This window comes from Arenivirga flava (genome assembly GCF_030161575.1).
In the GTDB taxonomy this organism is placed as follows: Bacteria; Actinomycetota; Actinomycetes; order Actinomycetales; family Microbacteriaceae; genus Arenivirga; species Arenivirga flava.
In genome coordinates, this window is sequence record NZ_BSUL01000001.1 from 2,302,277 (window position 1) to 2,317,920 (window position 15,644).

The 15,644-nt window shown below is 70.2% G+C and carries 12 protein-coding genes and 2 pseudogenes; 8 read left to right on the forward strand and 6 right to left on the reverse strand.

From position 1 onward, the window contains the following. Positions 1-87 precede the first annotated feature (87 nt). The 3 genes from QQK26_RS11095 to QQK26_RS11105 are packed head-to-tail and all read left to right on the forward strand — an operon-like array spanning position 88 to position 4,107. A complete protein-coding gene (locus QQK26_RS11095) occupies positions 88-2,082 on the forward strand; it encodes a BCCT family transporter (protein ID WP_284232699.1) in 1,995 nt (664 codons plus the stop codon). After that, complete coding sequence (locus QQK26_RS11100) at positions 2,031-3,434, forward strand: TrkH family potassium uptake protein (protein WP_431308002.1); 1,404 nt, start codon at positions 2,031-2,033, stop codon at positions 3,432-3,434. Before QQK26_RS11095 ends, QQK26_RS11100 begins: the two co-directional genes overlap by 52 nt. Further along, on the forward strand, positions 3,427-4,107 hold the full coding sequence (locus QQK26_RS11105) for a potassium channel family protein (RefSeq protein ID WP_284232701.1): 681 nt from the start codon (positions 3,427-3,429) through the stop codon (positions 4,105-4,107). Before QQK26_RS11100 ends, QQK26_RS11105 begins: the two co-directional genes overlap by 8 nt. A 91-nt stretch (positions 4,108-4,198) precedes the next feature. Here the strand turns inward: QQK26_RS11105 and dnaB are convergent. The 6 genes and pseudogenes from dnaB to QQK26_RS11135 form a co-directional block, all read right to left on the reverse strand. Beyond that, positions 4,199-5,568, reverse strand: a pseudogene (dnaB, locus tag QQK26_RS11110) (replicative DNA helicase). A 448-nt stretch (positions 5,569-6,016) separates the two neighbouring features. Beyond that, positions 6,017-6,469, reverse strand: coding sequence for a 50S ribosomal protein L9 (gene rplI / locus QQK26_RS11115; protein ID WP_284232702.1), 453 nt, complete (start codon positions 6,467-6,469; stop codon positions 6,017-6,019). Between the two features lie 11 nt (positions 6,470-6,480). Beyond that, positions 6,481-6,738 (reverse strand): 30S ribosomal protein S18, encoded by a 258-nt coding sequence (gene rpsR / locus QQK26_RS11120; RefSeq protein ID WP_284232703.1) that lies wholly within the window; start codon positions 6,736-6,738, stop codon positions 6,481-6,483. 90 nt (positions 6,739-6,828) lie between these two features. Continuing rightward, on the reverse strand, positions 6,829-7,350 hold the full coding sequence (locus tag QQK26_RS11125) for a single-stranded DNA-binding protein (RefSeq protein WP_284232704.1): 522 nt from the start codon (positions 7,348-7,350) through the stop codon (positions 6,829-6,831). A gap of 3 nt (positions 7,351-7,353) precedes the next feature. Then, positions 7,354-7,722 carry a 30S ribosomal protein S6 gene (gene rpsF / locus QQK26_RS11130; protein ID WP_284232705.1) on the reverse strand — a complete coding sequence of 123 codons (369 nt, stop codon included), beginning with the start codon at positions 7,720-7,722 and terminating at the stop codon, positions 7,354-7,356. Between the two features lie 141 nt (positions 7,723-7,863). Then, positions 7,864-9,293: pseudogene (locus QQK26_RS11135) on the reverse strand (CCA tRNA nucleotidyltransferase). A gap of 73 nt (positions 9,294-9,366) precedes the next feature. Here QQK26_RS11135 and QQK26_RS11140 point away from each other — a divergent pair. From QQK26_RS11140 to trxA, 5 genes are all read left to right on the forward strand, one after another. Next, positions 9,367-10,383, forward strand: a complete 1,017-nt coding sequence (locus QQK26_RS11140; protein ID WP_284232706.1) for a coiled-coil domain-containing protein — start codon at positions 9,367-9,369, stop codon at positions 10,381-10,383. A 1,287-nt stretch (positions 10,384-11,670) separates the two neighbouring features. Next, positions 11,671-12,534: a DUF6049 family protein gene (locus QQK26_RS11145; RefSeq protein ID WP_284232707.1), complete on the forward strand. Its 864-nt coding sequence runs from the start codon at positions 11,671-11,673 to the stop codon at positions 12,532-12,534. Then, the gene (murJ, locus tag QQK26_RS11150; RefSeq protein ID WP_284232709.1) at positions 12,521-14,146 is read left to right on the forward strand and encodes a murein biosynthesis integral membrane protein MurJ; all 1,626 of its coding nucleotides are present in this window, start codon (positions 12,521-12,523) and stop codon (positions 14,144-14,146) included. Before QQK26_RS11145 ends, murJ begins: the two co-directional genes overlap by 14 nt. Before the next feature lie 126 nt (positions 14,147-14,272). Then, positions 14,273-15,223 carry a thioredoxin-disulfide reductase gene (gene trxB / locus QQK26_RS11155; RefSeq protein WP_284232711.1) on the forward strand — a complete coding sequence of 317 codons (951 nt, stop codon included), beginning with the start codon at positions 14,273-14,275 and terminating at the stop codon, positions 15,221-15,223. Positions 15,224-15,255: 32 nt separating this feature from the next. Further along, on the forward strand, positions 15,256-15,576 hold the full coding sequence (gene trxA / locus QQK26_RS11160; protein ID WP_284232713.1) for a thioredoxin: 321 nt from the start codon (positions 15,256-15,258) through the stop codon (positions 15,574-15,576). Positions 15,577-15,644: the final 68 nt, after the last annotated feature.

Consider the following 15,644-nt stretch of genomic DNA (forward strand, 5'->3'; position numbering starts at 1 on the left):
CGCCGCGCGCGGTGCGACAGAGCGGCGTCGACCCGCTAACGTGGCTGATCGTCCATCGGACCCGAACCATGGAGAAGAGGCCCCGGCATGTCCGAGACCGACGACGCCGCCCAGCAGCCACCGCGCCGACCCGTACGCCGGATCATCCGCGAGGTCATCGACCCGGACCCGGTGCATCCGGCGCTGATCCCCGGCATCGGTGTGGAGAAGACCGGTCGGGCGTTCCGCACGAACTGGGTGGTGCTCGGCATCGCCGGTGCCGCCACCCTCGCGGTGATCGTCTGGGCGATCATCTCCCCGGCCTCCATCTCCGCCGTCGGCTCCGCCTCGCTCGACTGGGTGACCAGCAGCTTCGGCTGGCTCTTCACCGTGCTGACCATCCTCGTCGCCGCCTTCATGCTCGTGGTCGGATACGGCCGCACCGGCGGCGTGCGGCTCGGCGCCGACGATGAGGAGCCGGAGTTCTCGCGGGTGTCGTGGATCGCGATGCTCTTCTCGGCGGGCATCGGCATCGGCCTGCTCTTCTACGGGCCGATGGAGCCGCTGACCTTCTTCCTCACCCCGCCGCACGGCTTCGAGGTCGAGGCGGGCACGGTGGATGCGATGCAGACCGCGCTCGCGCAGACGCTGCTGCACTGGGGGCCGATGGCCTGGGCGTACTACGCGCTCGTCGGCGGCGCCATCGCCTACGCCGCGTACCGGCGCGGGCGGGCTCCGCTGATCTCGTCGATCTTCGACTCGGTCTTCTCGCAGCGCACGCAGGGCGTGCTCGGGCCGGCGATCGACATCTTCGCCATCATCGTCACCCTGTTCGGCACCGCCGTCTCGCTCGGCATCGGCGCGCTGCAGATCGCCTCCGGCACCCAGGTCGTCACCGGCCTCGGCGAGCTCGGCAACGGGTTCCTCATCGGCGCCATCGCCATGCTCACCGCGCTGTTCATCATCTCGGCGGTGTCGGGAGTCAAGCGCGGCATCCGCATCCTCTCCAACATCAACATGGTCGTGGCGGGCGTCCTCGGACTCTTCATCCTCATCGCCGGACCCACCCTGCTGCTGGCCAACCTCATCCCCGCCACCGCGGTGACGTACTTCACCGAGCTCGGCACGATGCTGATGCGCAACAACGCGAACGGCGCCGACACCGAGGCGTTCATGCAGGCGTGGACCACCTACTACTGGGCCTGGTGGGTGTCGTGGACGCCGTTCGTCGGCATGTTCATCGCCAAGATCTCCCGCGGTCGCACGCTGCGCGAGTTTGTCACCGTCGTGGTGGTCGTGCCCTCCATCGTGAGCCTGCTCTGGTTCGGGATCGTCGGCGGCACCTCGATGTGGATGGAGTCGCAGGGCGCCGGCATCAGCGAGGCGGGCTCGGCCGAGGCGATGCTGTTCGCCGTGCTCGACGAGCTGCCGCTCGGCATCGTCACCAGTGTCGTCGCGCTCGTGTCCATCGTCATCTTCTTCGTCACCTCCGCCGACAGCGCCTCCATCGTGATGGGCTCCATGAGCCAGGAGGGCCGGCCCGAGCCGACCCGCGGCGTCACCATCTTCTGGGGGCTCATGCTCGGGCTCATCGCGGCCTCGCTGCTGCTGGCGGGCGGGCAGGATGCGCTCTCCGGGCTGCAGGCGATCATGGTCGTCACGGCGCTGCCGTTCGCCTTCGTCGTGCTCGCCGCGATGTGGGCATGGGCCAGGGATCTGCGCAACGATCCCTACATGCTGCGCCGCCGCTACGCGAAGGCCGCCATCGCCGAGGGCGTCCGGGCGGGTATCGCGGAGCACGGCGACGACTTCGTCTTCGGGGCGAGCCAGATCGACGCGGAGCGGGGGCGGGTGCCTGGCTGGATACGGAGGACCCGGCGCTCTCCGAGTGGTACACCGACGCCACGACCGGCTCGATCCCGATCGCGGACGGTCGGCTGCAGCAGACCGCCCTGGCCTCGGGGGAGGATCCTGAGCGTGCGCAGATCGAAGCCGCACCGCACGACGGCGACGCTGGTCGGCCGGCTCCCTAACGGTTTCCTCACGCGCGGATGCAGGCATCGTGCGGGCGACGGCGTGCTCTGGTCTACCGTGACAGCGTGAACAGCCGCCCTCGCCCGCTGCGCCCGCGGTACCGCTCGCATCCCGCCGCGATCATCGCGGCCTCCTTCGCCGCGGTCATCGCCGCCGGCACCGGCCTGCTCATGCTGCCCATCGCGAAGGAGGGGCCCGGCGGAGCCACGTTCCTGGAGGCGCTGTTCACGGCCACCAGCGCGGTGTGCGTCACCGGGCACATCATCGTCGACACGCCCGTGTTCTGGGCGCCGTTCGGCCACGCGATCATCCTGCTGCTCATCCAGATCGGCGGCATCGGCGTCATGTCCATCGCAACCCTCCTGGGGCTGCTCGTCGCCCGCAGGCTCGGCCTGCGCACCCGACTCACGGCGGTCAGCGAGACGCACACGGTCGGCCTCGGCGACGTGCGCCGCGTGATCACCCGGGTGGTGCTCATCGCTCTGGTGGTCGAGACCGTCGTCGCCCTGCTGCTGACGGCTCGCTGGTGGCTGGGGTACGACTACGGCTTCGCACATGCGCTGTGGCACGGCGTCTTCCACGCCGTCTCCTCGTTCAACAACGCCGGTTTCGCGCTCTACAGCGACAGCCTGATGGGCTTCGTCGCCGACCCCTGGATCACGCTCCCGATCAGCGGCGCGGTGATCCTCGGAGGGCTCGGCTTCTCCGTTATCCTCGAGCTCCTGCGCCGCTACCGGCTGCCGCGGCTCTGGACCCTGACGACGACGACCGTGCTCGTCGGCACCGGCGTGCTGCTGATCGGCGGAACCGTCGCGATCACGGCGCTCGAATGGGACAACCCCGGCACCCTGGGGGCGCTGGAACCGCAGGAGCGGCTCCTGGCCGGCTTCGTCGCCGCGGTCATGCCGCGCACCGCCGGGTTCAACAACCTCGACATCTCGGCCATGCACCCGACCACCTGGCTGCTGCACGACGTGCTCATGTTCATCGGCGCCGGACCGGCATCGACCGCCGGAGGGTTGAAGATCACGACCTTCGCCGTGCTGTTCTTCATCGTGCTCACCGAACTGCGCGGCGGCACCGCGGTGAACATGTTCGGCAAGCGGCTGCCCCGGTCGGTGCACCGCGAGGCGATCACGATCGCCCTCGTCTCGGTCGCGCTCGTGGTCGCCTCCACCGCGTTCATCATGCTGATCTCCGACCACGGGCTCGACCGCATCCTCTTCGAGGTCATCTCGGCGTTCGCGACCGTGGGACTCTCGACCGGCATCACCGCATCGCTGCCCGAAGCCGCGCAAGCGGTGCTCATCCTGCTCATGTTCATCGGCCGCCTCGGCCCCGTCGCCCTCGGCTCCGCGCTCGCGCTGCGCCGGGAGCAGCGCCTCTACGAACTCCCGAAGGAGCGACCTGTTATTGGCTAGACGCAACGCAACCCGCGACGCTCAGAGCGTCGCCGTCATCGGACTCGGACGGTTCGGGCGCGCCCTCGCCATCGAGCTCGTCGACAGCGGTGCCGAGGTGCTCGGCATCGATACCGACGAGGACATCGTCCAGTCGCTCAACGGCGTGCTGACGCACGTCGTCCGCGCCGACAGCACCCGGGAGGCCGCGCTCGAGCAGCTCGGCATCGACAGCTTCGATCGCGTCGTCATCGCGATCGGCTCCGACATCCAGGCCAGCATCCTCACCGCATCGCTCCTGAAGCGGCGCGGAACCGTCGAGATCTGGGCCAAGGCCATCAGCGAGCAGCACGGGCTCATCCTCGAGCAGATCGGCATCTCCCACGTCGTCTACCCAGAGGCCGACATGGGCCGTCGCGTCGCCCACCTCGTCCGCGGCTCCATGCTCGACTACGTGCGACTCGACGACGATCTCGTCGTCGCCGTCACCCAGGTGCCCGGCGAGGCGACCGGCGGCGCGATCGGCGAACTGCAGCTGCACGAGAAGCACGGCGTCGGTGTGATCAGGGTCAAGCGGGACGGGCGCTGGATGCCGGTCGCGCCCGACACGGCGCTCGTCAGCGGCGAGACGATCGTGGTCATCGGCCCCGAGAAGCAGACCGAGCGGTTCTGCTCGCTGTCGCCTGCGGTGTGAGCGGATCCTGCCCGCACTCGCGCGATGGTACCCGGGCTGGCTGTTCGCGACGCGGCCGATGGGTGGGGAGGCGTCTCGCCTCTCGCACTGATCAGGCCGGAGCCATGTCCGCGAAGCGCGAGAAGTGCCCGTGGAAGCCGACGGTCACCGTCGCGGTCGGACCGTTGCGGTGCTTGGCGACGATGAGGTCGGCCTCGCCGGCGCGCGGGTTGTCCTTCTCGTAGGCGGCCTCGCGGTGGAGCAGGATCACCATGTCGGCGTCCTGCTCGAGCGAGCCGGACTCGCGCAGGTCGCTGACGGCGGGCTTCTTGTCGGCGCGCTGCTCGGGGCCTCGGTTCAGCTGCGAGAGGGCGATGACGGGCACCTTGAGCTCCTTGGCGAGCAGCTTGAGCGCTCGCGAGAACTCGCTGACCTCCTGCTGGCGGCTCTCGACGCGCTTGCCGCTCGTCATGAGCTGGAGGTAGTCGATGACGATGAGCTTGAGGTCGTTCGTCTGCTTGAGGCGGCGCGCCTTGGCGCGGATCTCGACCAGCGTCATGTTGGGGGAGTCGTCGATGAAGAGCGGAGCGTCGTTGATACGGCCGCGCACCTGGGCGATGGTGGTCCAGTCGCGGTTGTCGACGGTGCCCTTGCGCATGTTCTGCAGCGGCACGCTGGCCTCGGCGCTCATGAGGCGCATCGCGATCTCGCTGCGCCCCATCTCGAGCGAGAAGAAGACGGCGGCCTGACCGTGCTTGATGGCGGCGGCGCGGGCGAAGTCGAGGGCGAGGGTCGACTTGCCGAGCGCCGGGCGGGCCGCGATGAGGATGAGCTGGCCCGGATGCAGGCCGTTGGTGAGCGCATCGAGTTCCGCGAAACCGGTGGGCACGCCGGTCATCTGGCCGTCGCGACCCTTGGCGGCCTCGATCTCGTCGATCGCCGTGCTGACGGCGTCGCTGAGCGGCACGTAGTCCTCGGTCTGCACGCCGCCGGTCACGTTGTAGATCTCGGCCTGCGCGTTGTTGACGAGGTCGACGACCTCTCCTCGCTGCCGTAGCCCATCTGCACGATGCGGGTGCCGGCCTCCACGAGACGGCGCAGCACGGCCTTCTCGGCCACGATCGTGGCGTAGAAGCCGGCGTTCGCCGCGGTGGGCACCAGGCTCGTCAGCGTGTGCAGGTACTCGGCACCACCGGCCCGCGAGAGCAGGCCGTCCTTGCTGAGCTGATCGGTCACCGTGATGACGTCGGTGGGCTCGCCGTGCGAGTAGAGCGCCAGCACCGCGTCGTAGATGATCTCGTGCTTCGGCAGGTAGAAGTCCACCCCGCGGACGGTCTCGATCACGTCGGCGACGGCGTCCTTGCTGAGCAGCATGCCGCCGAGCGCGCTCTGCTCGGCGAGCAGGTCGTGCGGAGGGGTGCGCTCGCTGCCGCGCCGGGTCTGCGTCGCTTCGTCCGCGACTCCCAGATGAGCGATCGACACGCGCGGCCTCCTCGGCGATCAGGCGCTCGCGGGGTGCGGCGAGCGGCTTAGTGCAGTTCTACGACGGACCTCCGACACGTCCCCGGTGCGGGCCCGCGACCGGCCCTCGCGGGCGGCGCTGTCACACCCTAGGGACCGCATGCCCGGACCACCAAATGGGCTTGTGGATAACTCTGTGGAGGACTTGGGAGAAACGCCGACGGACATGGGGACAGCCTGTGGGCAGAGTTGTGGAATGTCAGTGGATCATTGGCCTCTACCGGCCGCTGACCAGGCATTTCCGTGTCCACATGCCGTGTGGAAAAACTTGTTTAGAGCAGCAGTTGAACCTTGCTCGTTCCGACCCACACCTGTGCACAAACGCCCCGCGAAGAGGGGTTGACAGGCGCGAAAAAGCGGCAGCGGTGGGGACGGATCCCCACCGCTGCCGCTTCGCGGTGCGCGTGCCTTACTTGGCCGCGACCACCTGCAGTGCGATCGTCGCGACGAGGTCGTCGCGCAGGCGCAGGGTGGCCTCGTGCTTGCCCGTGACCTTGATCGCCGAGGCGATCTCGATCTTGCGCTTGTCGACGCCGGTGACGCCCGCGTCGGCGATGGCCTTGGCCACGTCGGCGGTCTTCACCGAGCCGAACAGACGGCCCTCGGCACCGGCCTTCACGCGCAACGTGATGATGTTGGCCTCGATGCGGGCCTTGAGATCCTTGGCCTCCTCGATCGTGGCGAGCTCGCGCGCAGCGCGGGCGGCCTTGATCTGCTCGACCTGCTTCTCGCCACCGCGCGACCACGCGACAGCGAAGCCCTGCGGGATGAGGTAGTTGCGGGCGTAACCGTTCTTGACCTCGATGACGTCACCGGCGGAGCCGAGACCGGAGACCTCGTTGGTGAGGATGAGCTTCGACATGTGCTTCCTCCTTAGCGGCCGGAGCCGGCGTAGGGGAGGAGCGCCATCTCGCGCGCGTTCTTGACCGCGCGGGCGATGAGTCGCTGCTCCTGGACGGAGACGCCGGTGATGCGGCGCGCGCGGATCTTGCCACGCTCGGAGACGAACTTGCGAAGCGTCGCGACGTCCTTGTAGTCGATCACGCCGACCTTGATGGACTTCGCGGGAGCGGCGTTCTTGCCGCCCTTGCGGGCCGGCTTGCGGCGGTCGCCGCTGCTCTTTCCAGCCATGTTGTTACCTGCTTTCAGGAAGTCGGGCGGAGTGCATCCGCCCGGAGATGTTGAGAAGGGGATCTCGTCGTCGAGGTGAAGCCTCGACGACTAGAAGGGGACCTCGTCGTTGTACTGACCCGGCGTGCTCCACACGTCGGCGCCGCCGCCCTGCTGGCCGCCACTCGGGGCCCAGGGCTCGTCGCCGCCGCGGTTCTGCTGCTGCTGGATCGGGGCACCGCCGCCGCGGTTGCCACCGCCGCCGCCACCCTGCGTACGGGTGACCTGCGCGGTCGCGTAGCGGAGCGAGGGGCCGATCTCGTCGACCTCCAGCTCGATCGAGGTGCGCCGCTCGCCTTCCTTCGTCTCGTAGGAGCGCTGCTTCAGGCGGCCGGACGCGATGACGCGGCTTCCCTTGGTCAGCGATCCCGCGACGTGCTCGGCGAACTCGCGCCAGACGGACGCGCGGAGGAACAGCGCCTCGCCGTCCTTCCAGTCGTTCGCCTGGCGGTCGAAGGTGCGGGGCGTGGAGGCGATGGTGAAGTTGGCGACCGCGAGGCCGTTCTGGGTGTACCGGAGTTCCGGATCGGCAGTGAGGTTGCCGACCACCGTGATGATCGTCTCGCCGGCCATGCCTTACTCCGCCTTCGCCGGTGCGGCGGCCTTGCGGGCGGCCTTCTCGTCTGCGGCCTTCTTGGCAGCGGCGACCTGGGCGAAGTGCTCCTCCGCGCGGAGGATCTTGGTGCGCAGGACGGCCTCGCTGAGGCCGAGCTGGCGGTCGAGCTCGGCGCTGCTGGCGGGCTCCGAGGTGAAGTTGACGACGGCGTAGATGCCCTCGCTCTTCTTCGCGATCTCGTACGCCAGGCGACGACGGCCCCAGATGTCGACGTTGTCGATCGTCCCACCGTCATTGCGGATGACGTTCAGGAACTTCTCCAGGCTGGGAGCAACAGTGCGCTCGTCGACCTCCGGGTCGAGAATCACCATCAACTCGTACTGATGCATAGTTCACCCACCTCCTCTGGACTAGAACGGCCGCGGGATTTCCGCGACAGGAGGGTAATAGCATCGTGCCGCCGGGAACGGTGTCCCCAGGGCAACCTGCTCAGTGTAGTCGCGGCCGAGCGGATGCGGCAAGCGAGCCGGTCAGGCCTGCTCCGACCACCAGGCGCGCAGCCGCTCCTCCGCCGCCTCCGGGCCGATCGGCCCCTCGTCGAGGCGCACCTCGAGCAGGTGCTTGTAGGCGCGACCGACCGCGGGCCCAGGCGGAATCCCGAGGATCGCCATGATCCGCTCGCCGTCGAGCTCCGGGCGCACCGCGTCGAGCTCCTCCTGCTCCGCCAGCTGCGCGATCCGCAGCTCGAGGTCGTCGTAGGCGAAGGCGAGCCGTTCCGCCTTGCGCTTGTTCTGCGTGGTCACGTCCGCGCGCGTGATGATGTGCAGCCGCTCGAGCTGCTCACCGGCATCGCGCACGTAGCGGCGCACGGCCGAGTCCGTCCATCCGCCCTCCGTGTACCCGAAGAAGCGCAGGTGCAGCTCGATGAGCCGGCTCACGGCCGCGATCGTGTCGTTGTCGAGGCGCAGCGCGCGCAGCCGCTTGCGGGCGAGCTTGGCGCCGACGACGTCGTGGTGGTGGAAGGTCACCGTGCCGGCGCCCTCGAAGCGGCGCGTGGCCGGCTTGCCGATGTCGTGCAGCAGCGCCGCCCAGCGCAGCACGAGGTCGGGGGAGGGGGAGCGGATGCGCGGCTGCGCTCGAGCGCGATCGCCTGGTCGAGCACGGTGAGGCTGTGGGCGTAGACGTCCTTGTGCCGGTGCGCGGCGTCCCTGGTCAGCGACAGCGCCGGCAGTTCCGGCAGCACGAGCTCGGCGATGCCGGTGTCGACCAGCAGGTCGAGCCCCTGGCGCGGGGAGTCGGTGGCCAGCAGCTTCTGCAGCTCGTCGCGCACCCGCTCCGCGGAGATCCGGTCGATCGACTCCGCCAGCTCGTGTGCGGCCGCCGCGGTGTCGGGGTCGACGCGGAAGTCGAGCTGGCTCGCGAAGCGGGCCATGCGCATCATCCGCAGCGGGTCGTCGCCGAACGAGACCTCCGGCTCGGCAGGCGTGCGCAGCCGCCCGGCCTCGAGGTCCGGCAGCCCGCCGGTCGGGTCGACGAGCGCGCCGGAGGGCAGCCGCAGCGCCATGGCGTTGACGGTGAAGTCGCGGCGCACCAGGTCGCCGTCGAGCGTGTCGCCGAAGGCGACGACCGGCTTGCGGGTGACCCCGTCGTACTGATCCGCGCGGTAGGTCGTGATCTCGACGGTCTCGCCGTCGATCCGGGCCGCGATCGTGCCGAACTCGCGGCCGATGTCCCAGTGCGCGCTCGCGAGCGGCTTGACGAGCTCGAGGATGCGATCGGGCCGGGCGCTGGTCGTGAAGTCGAGATCGGTGACCGCGCGGCCGAGGAGGGCGTCGCGCACGGGGCCGCCCACCAGGGCCAGCTCCTCGCCGCCCGCCGCGAAGGCCTCCGCGAGCCGTGCGACGGTGCTCGATCGGGCGAGGGAGTCGAGCCGGGCGAGGCCCTCGGCGAGCGCGTGCATGGTCATCGAGTCTGCCACAGGGCCCCGGAGCGGCCCGGGCCGCGGGACGCCGTGCATCCTCCATGATGGGAAGGTGACGACCACTCCGCATGGCCGCCGCGGTCCCCGCGCCCTCCTCGCCGTGCTCGCCGCCGTCATCGCGCTCGTGCTGATCGGCACGGCGCTCTGGGCGATGTCGAACCGGCGCTGGCTCGAGGACGCGTACACGGGCTGGAACTACCAGCCCTCCGCCGAGCTCGCCGCCGTGCGCGACCGCATCCAGATGAGCGACGAGGGCGACTTCCTCTTCGCCGCGAGCACGCCCAGCCTCGAGGACGCGGCGCAGTTCAACGAGTCCTGCAACCGCGAGGACCCGACCTTCTACATCCTCGGCTGCTACACGGGCTCGATGATCCACCTCTACCGCATCACCGACGAGCGCCTGGCGGGCATCGTCGAGGTCACGGCGGCGCACGAGATGCTCCACGCCGCGTGGGATCGCATGAGCGAGGACGAGCACGCCGAGCTCGAACCGCTGCTGGAGGCGGAGTACGAGCGCGTCGCCGACGACGCCTTCGCCGAGCGGATGGACTACTACGCCCAGGCCCAGCCCGGCACGCGTGTGAACGAGCTGCACTCGATCATCGGCACCGAGGTCGCAGATCTGTCGCCCGAGCTCGAGGCGCACTACGCCGAGTACTTCCAGGACCGTTCGATCGTCGTGGCCCTGCACGACGGCTACTCGAGCGTGCTCGCCGACATCCAGGAGCGCAGCGAATCGCTGGTCGCCGAGCTGGATGCGCTGGCCGGGACGATCGAGGCCGGCCGCACCGAGTACGAGCAGGGCACGAGCGAGCTCAACGCCGACATCGAGGTGTTCAACGCCCGCGCCAGCACGCCGGGTGGCTTCGACACGGACGAGTTCGAGCGCCAGCGCGACGCGCTCTACGCCCGTGGCGACGCGCTCGACGAACAGCGCGATGCGGTGAACGCCGACGTCACCCGTTACGAGGAGCTGCGCGCCGAGCTCGAGTCGCTCAACGCCGAGTCGGCGGCGCTGCTGCAGAGCATGGACAGCCTGCAGGCGCCGGAGGAGGTGCCGGTCCCCTGAGCGGGTCCGCCGGGATCGGGTCCAGCCGCCCGCGCCTAGAATCGGTCGCATGCTGACGGCGCGCACCACCCGGCTCCGGCGCGCCCTGATCGCGGCGCTCGGTGCGCTCGTGGCGGCGCCGGTGCTGCTGGGCGCGCAGCCCGCGCAGGCGACCGTGTCGACGGATGCGCTGCAGGACGAGGTCACCGCATCCGTCCGCATCGCCGGCGAGGGCGATCTCGTGCCCGGTGACGACCTCCGCCTGCAGGTGACGGTCGACAACGCCAGCGCGGTCGACGTGCCCGAGTCCGTGGCGACGGTGGCGCTCGGCGACGGCCCGCTGCGCCAGGAGTCGGCGCTCAGCGCGTGGCTCGCCGGGGACGACGACGTGCAGCAGCGCGCACGGCGCACCGTGGGATGGCTCGAGACCCCCGCCATCGCCGCGGGGCAGCGCAGCAGCTTCGAGCTGACCGTGCCGGCCGGCAACCTCGGCATCCGCGACGACCCGACGGTCTGGGGCGTGCGCCTGCTCGCCCTCGATCTGGACCTCGGCGAGGGCCGCGACGTGCAGGCCCGCAGCAGCGTCACCTGGCTGCCCGAGGGGGTCGAGTCGCAGCAGCGCGTGGCGACGGTGGTGCCGCTCACCAGCGGCGTCGCGACCACTACGGGGGTGCTGGACGAGGGCCAGCTCACGGCGCTCACCGGCGAGCAGGGCCGACTGCGCACCCGGCTCGACGCCGCCACGGCGGCGGGCGCGACCATCGCGGTCGACCCGATGGTGCTGGCCTCCATCCGCCGCCTCGGCACCTCGGCGCCCGCCGCCGCGGCCGCGTGGCTGGCGGACCTCGAGGCGAGCACGCTCGACAGCTTCCTGCTCGGCTACGGCGACGTCGATCCCATCGAGCTGCTGCGGGCGAACGGCGCATCGCTGCGCTCACCCGCCAGCCTCGACTTCGCCATGGACGCCGCGGACTTCGCCGAGGAGCCCGCGCCGACCCCGAGCGCCACCGCCTCGCCCACCGCGACCCCGGCGACCGAGGCGCCGGACGACGACACCGCCCTTCCCGACGTCGCCGCCCTGACCGCCTGGGAACCCACCCTCCCCGAGCTCGTCTGGCCGGTCGGCGCCGTGGCCCCGGCGCAGCTGGACGGTCTCGTGGGCGCGCAGAGCGCGCTGCTCGACGACCGATCCCTCGCATCCGTTCCCGCAGACTCCGCTCGCATCGACACGGCGCTGCCGACCGTCGTCGAGCGGTCAGCCGTCTCGCGGGCCGTCGCTCAGGCGGCCTCGGCGACGTCCACGGCCGCATGGCAGACCGCGATGGCCCGCGTGAAGGCGCTGCTGGCCGTGGATGCGCGGGCCGGCTCGGCCACGGTCGTGGCCGCGCTGCCGCGCGACGGTGCCGAGACCCCCGCTTCGACGACACCCTCCGCGCCCTCGGCGAGGTCGCTTGGAGCTCTCCGGGCTCGCTCGTCGACGCGATGGACGAGCCCGTCGCCGAGGCCGAGGCCGCCGACGTCGCCGTACCAGACCGCCAGTCGGCCGTCGACAGCCTGGTCGGCGCGAGCCTGAGCCTCGACGCCATCGCCTCCACGGTCGACGAACCGGCCGGGCTGCTGGGGGAGCGGCGCACGGCCCTGCTCGGGCTGCTCTCCTCCGCCTGGCGCGACGACCCGACCTGGCCGGCCGCGGTGGACGCCGAGCGTGCCGGGATCGACGCGCTCGGCGGCTCGATCACCATCATCGGCGACACCATCAATCAGCTCTCCTCGCACTCCGAGCTGCCCATCACCGTCTCGAACGCGCTCGATCAGCCCGCCACGGTCTACGTGACGGTCACGCCCTCGAATCCATCCCTCTCCGTCGTGAACGAGCTGGTCGAGCTGGTCGTGCCGGCGGGCGGCCAGGCCCGGGCCATCGTGCCCGTCGAGTCGGTGGCCAACGGCGCGGTCACGCTCACCGTCTCCATCGCCTCCTCCACGGGCGCCGCAGTCGCCGCGCCCGCCTTCCTCGACCTGAACGTGCAGGCCGGATGGGAGACCGCGATCACCGGCACCTTCGCCGTCCTGGTCGGTCTCGTCTTCGTCGGCGGCATCATCCGCACGGTGCTGAAGCGCCGCAGAGCACGGGTCGATGGGGCGATCGAGCAGGAAGCGGATGATCGTGGCTGAGGGCGGTGTCGGCCGCGCGAGCCTGCTGCTCGCGAGCGGCACCCTCGTCTCGCGCCTGCTCGGCTTCGCGAAGGCGATCGTGCTGGCGCTGGCGATCGGGCAGGTGGCGAGTTCGGCGGGCAACGCCTTCGCGATCGCCAACCAGCTGCCGAACAACATCTACGCGCTCATCGCGGGCGGGGTGCTCAGCGCGGTGCTCGTTCCGCAGATCGTCCGAGCGAGCCGTGAGACGGACGGCGGCAGCGCTTTCATCAACCGCATCCTCACGCTCGGCATCGTCGTCTTCATCGTCGCCGCAGTCATCGCCACGGTGGCCGCACCCATCATCGTCAGCCTCTACGTCCGCGAGGACAAGATCGCCGAGGAGACCCTCGCGCTCGCGATCGTCTTCGCCTACTGGTGCCTGCCGCAGGTGCTGTTCTACGCGATCTACAGCCTGCTCGGCGAGGTGCTCAACGCCCGCAGGGTCTACGGACCGTTCACCTGGGCTCCCGTCGTCAACAACGTCGTCGCCATGGCCGGCCTCGTCGTCTTCATGCTCGTCTACGGCACCGCCGCCGAGTTCCGCGACACCGCGGCCTGGGACGGCGGCGCGATCGCGCTGCTAGCGGGCACCACCACCGCGGGTGTCGCAGCCCAAGCGGCGTTCCTGGCCCTGTTCTGGCGTCGTGCCGGTCTCGGGTTCCGGCCGGACTTCCGCTGGCGGGGCGTCGGCCTCGGGCGCGCGGGCAAGGCCGCCGGTTGGATGTTCGCGATGGTCGTCACGAGTCAGGTCGCGGCGGTCCTCCAGACGAACACGGCGTCGATAGCCGCGGACGAGGCCGCCTCCAGCCTCGCTCTGCAGAACTCGTGGCTGGTCTTCATGCTGCCGCACTCGATCGTCGCGGTCTCCCTGATCACCGTCTACTACACGCGGATGAGCGGGCACGTGCACGCCGGCGACGACCGCGCCCTGCGCGACGACGTCTCGCAGTCCCTGCGCACGATCCTGCTCGTCATCGTCTTCGCGATGGTCGGGCTCATGGTGCTCGCCTATCCCTTCGCCCGGTTCTTCGAGGTCGAGCCCGAGAACGCCGCCGACATGGCCCACGTCATGCTGGCCTACCTGCCCGGCCTCGCTGCGTTCAGCACGCTCGCCGTGCTCCAGCGCGTGCTCTACGCCCGCGAGGAGACCCGGACCGCGTTCTGGCTCCAGGCGGTGCAGTCCGGCATCGTCGTCACGTCCGCGCTCGTCTGCTCGCTGCTGCCCGTCGACTGGATCGCGATCGGCATCGCGACCGGCACGACGATCGCCGGCGTGACGCAGGCCGTCCTGGCCGTGCTGGTCGTTCGTCGGCGCATCGGAGGGATCGACGGCCGGCGGGTTCTGGCTCGCACGCTCGTCTACCTCGCAGGGGCGCTGCTCGCCGGCGCGGTCGGTCTCCTCATCGTGACCAGCATGGGTGGTTACGATATGGACGGCTGGGCCATGGACGCTCTCCCGCACGCCGCGCTCACGATGCTGGCCGGCGGATCCGCCATGGCCGCCGTCTACGGCGTCCTCCTGCTGCTCGGGCGCGACCCCGAGGTGCGCGGTCTGGTCATCACCGTCCGCCGCCGTCTCGGCCGCTGAGACGGCGATCCGCCGGCTCCCGCATCCGCTCCCCGGCGCGCCGGGAGGCACGGAATAGCGGCTCGGTAGCATGTGTTGTCACCCGTGCGGCGGTCGATCCCGCCGCGAGAGAACGAGGAGTTCCCCGTGCGTCAGGTCATCATCATCGGCTCCGGCCCCGCCGGCTACACGGCCGCGATCTACGCGGCACGCGCCCAGCTGGAACCCCTGGTCATCGCGAGCAGCGTGCAGGCCGGCGGCGAGCTCATGAACACCACCGAGGTCGAGAACTTCCCGGGCTTCCCCGAGGGCGTGATGGGCCCCGACCTCATGACGAAGATGCAGGAGCAGGCCGAGCGCTTCGGCACCGAGGTCGTCTTCGACGACGTCGTGTCGGTGGAGCTCGCCGGCGACGTCAAGAAGGTCACGCTCGGCAACGGAGACACCCACGAGGCGCGCACCGTCATCGTCGCGACCGGCTCGGCGTACCGCAAGCTCGGCCTCGAGAGCGAGGAGCAGTTCAGCGGCTTCGGCGTCAGCTGGTGCGCCACCTGCGACGGCTTCTTCTTCCGGGAGAAGACCATCGCCGTGGTCGGCGGAGGCGACTCGGCAATGGAGGAGGCGAACTTCCTCACCCGCTTCGCCGACAAGGTCTACGTGATCCACCGCAAGGACACCCTGCGCGCCTCGAAGATCATGCAGCAGCGCGCCTTCGACAACCCCAAGATCGAGTTCCTCTGGAACAAGGAGGTCGCGCAGATCTTCGGCGACCAGCAGGTGCGCGGCATCACGATCAAGGACACCGTCGACGGCACCGAGACCACGATGGACCTCGACGGCCTATTCATCGCCATCGGCAACGACCCCCGCACGCACCTCGTGCACGGCCAGCTCGACCTGACCGACGACGGCACCATCGCCGTCGACGGCCGCAGCTCGCGCACGAGCCTGCCGGGCGTCTTCGCCGCGGGCGACGTCGTCGACCCGCACTACCGGCAGGCGGTGACCGCGGCCGCCTCCGGCACCGTGGCAGCGCTCGACGCCGAGCACTTCCTCGCGGCCGCGAACGACGGCGAGCTCATCGCCGCCGCCGTCTGACCGCACCCCGAACCGACGCAAGGAGTCACCACATGTCCAACGCCACCACCCAAGCCACCTTCCAGGCCGACGTCCTCGACTCGTCCAAGCCCGTCCTCGTGGACTTCTGGGCCGAGTGGTGCGGCCCCTGCCGCATGGTCAGCCCGATCGTCGACCAGATCGGCGAGGAGCACGGCGAGAAGCTCACCGTGCTGAAGCTCAACGTCGACGAGAACCCGCAGCTCGCCGCGCAGTACCAGATCACCTCGATCCCCGCGCTGAAGGTCTTCGAGGGCGGCGAGGTCGTCAAGACCATCATCGGCGCCAAGCCGAAGCCCGCGCTCGAGGCAGACCTGGCCGACTTCATCGGCTGAGTCCAATCCGCACCTCGCGGCCCGCATCCCTCTCCCGGGGGTGCGGGCCGCCTGGTTAACGGCATATC

What these genes read in the sequence shown, in the direction of transcription:
- QQK26_RS11095 (WP_284232699.1), top strand. Translation starts at nt 88, where the DNA reads ATGTCCGAGACCGACGACGCCGCCCAGCAGCCACCGCGCCGACCCGTA.
- QQK26_RS11125 (WP_284232704.1), bottom strand. Translation starts at nt 7,350, where the DNA reads ATGGCCGGCGAGACGATCATCACGGTGGTCGGCAACCTCACTGCCGAT.
- trxA (WP_284232713.1), top strand. Translation starts at nt 15,256, where the DNA reads ATGTCCAACGCCACCACCCAAGCCACCTTCCAGGCCGACGTCCTCGAC.
- rpsR (WP_284232703.1), bottom strand. Translation starts at nt 6,738, where the DNA reads ATGGCTGGAAAGAGCAGCGGCGACCGCCGCAAGCCGGCCCGCAAGGGC.
- rpsF (WP_284232705.1), bottom strand. Translation starts at nt 7,722, where the DNA reads ATGCATCAGTACGAGTTGATGGTGATTCTCGACCCGGAGGTCGACGAG.
- QQK26_RS11100 (WP_431308002.1), top strand. Translation starts at nt 2,031, where the DNA reads ATGCAGGCATCGTGCGGGCGACGGCGTGCTCTGGTCTACCGTGACAGC.
- QQK26_RS11145 (WP_284232707.1), top strand. Translation starts at nt 11,671, where the DNA reads ATGGCAGACCGCGATGGCCCGCGTGAAGGCGCTGCTGGCCGTGGATGC.
- murJ (WP_284232709.1), top strand. Translation starts at nt 12,521, where the DNA reads ATGATCGTGGCTGAGGGCGGTGTCGGCCGCGCGAGCCTGCTGCTCGCG.
- rplI (WP_284232702.1), bottom strand. Translation starts at nt 6,469, where the DNA reads ATGTCGAAGCTCATCCTCACCAACGAGGTCTCCGGTCTCGGCTCCGCC.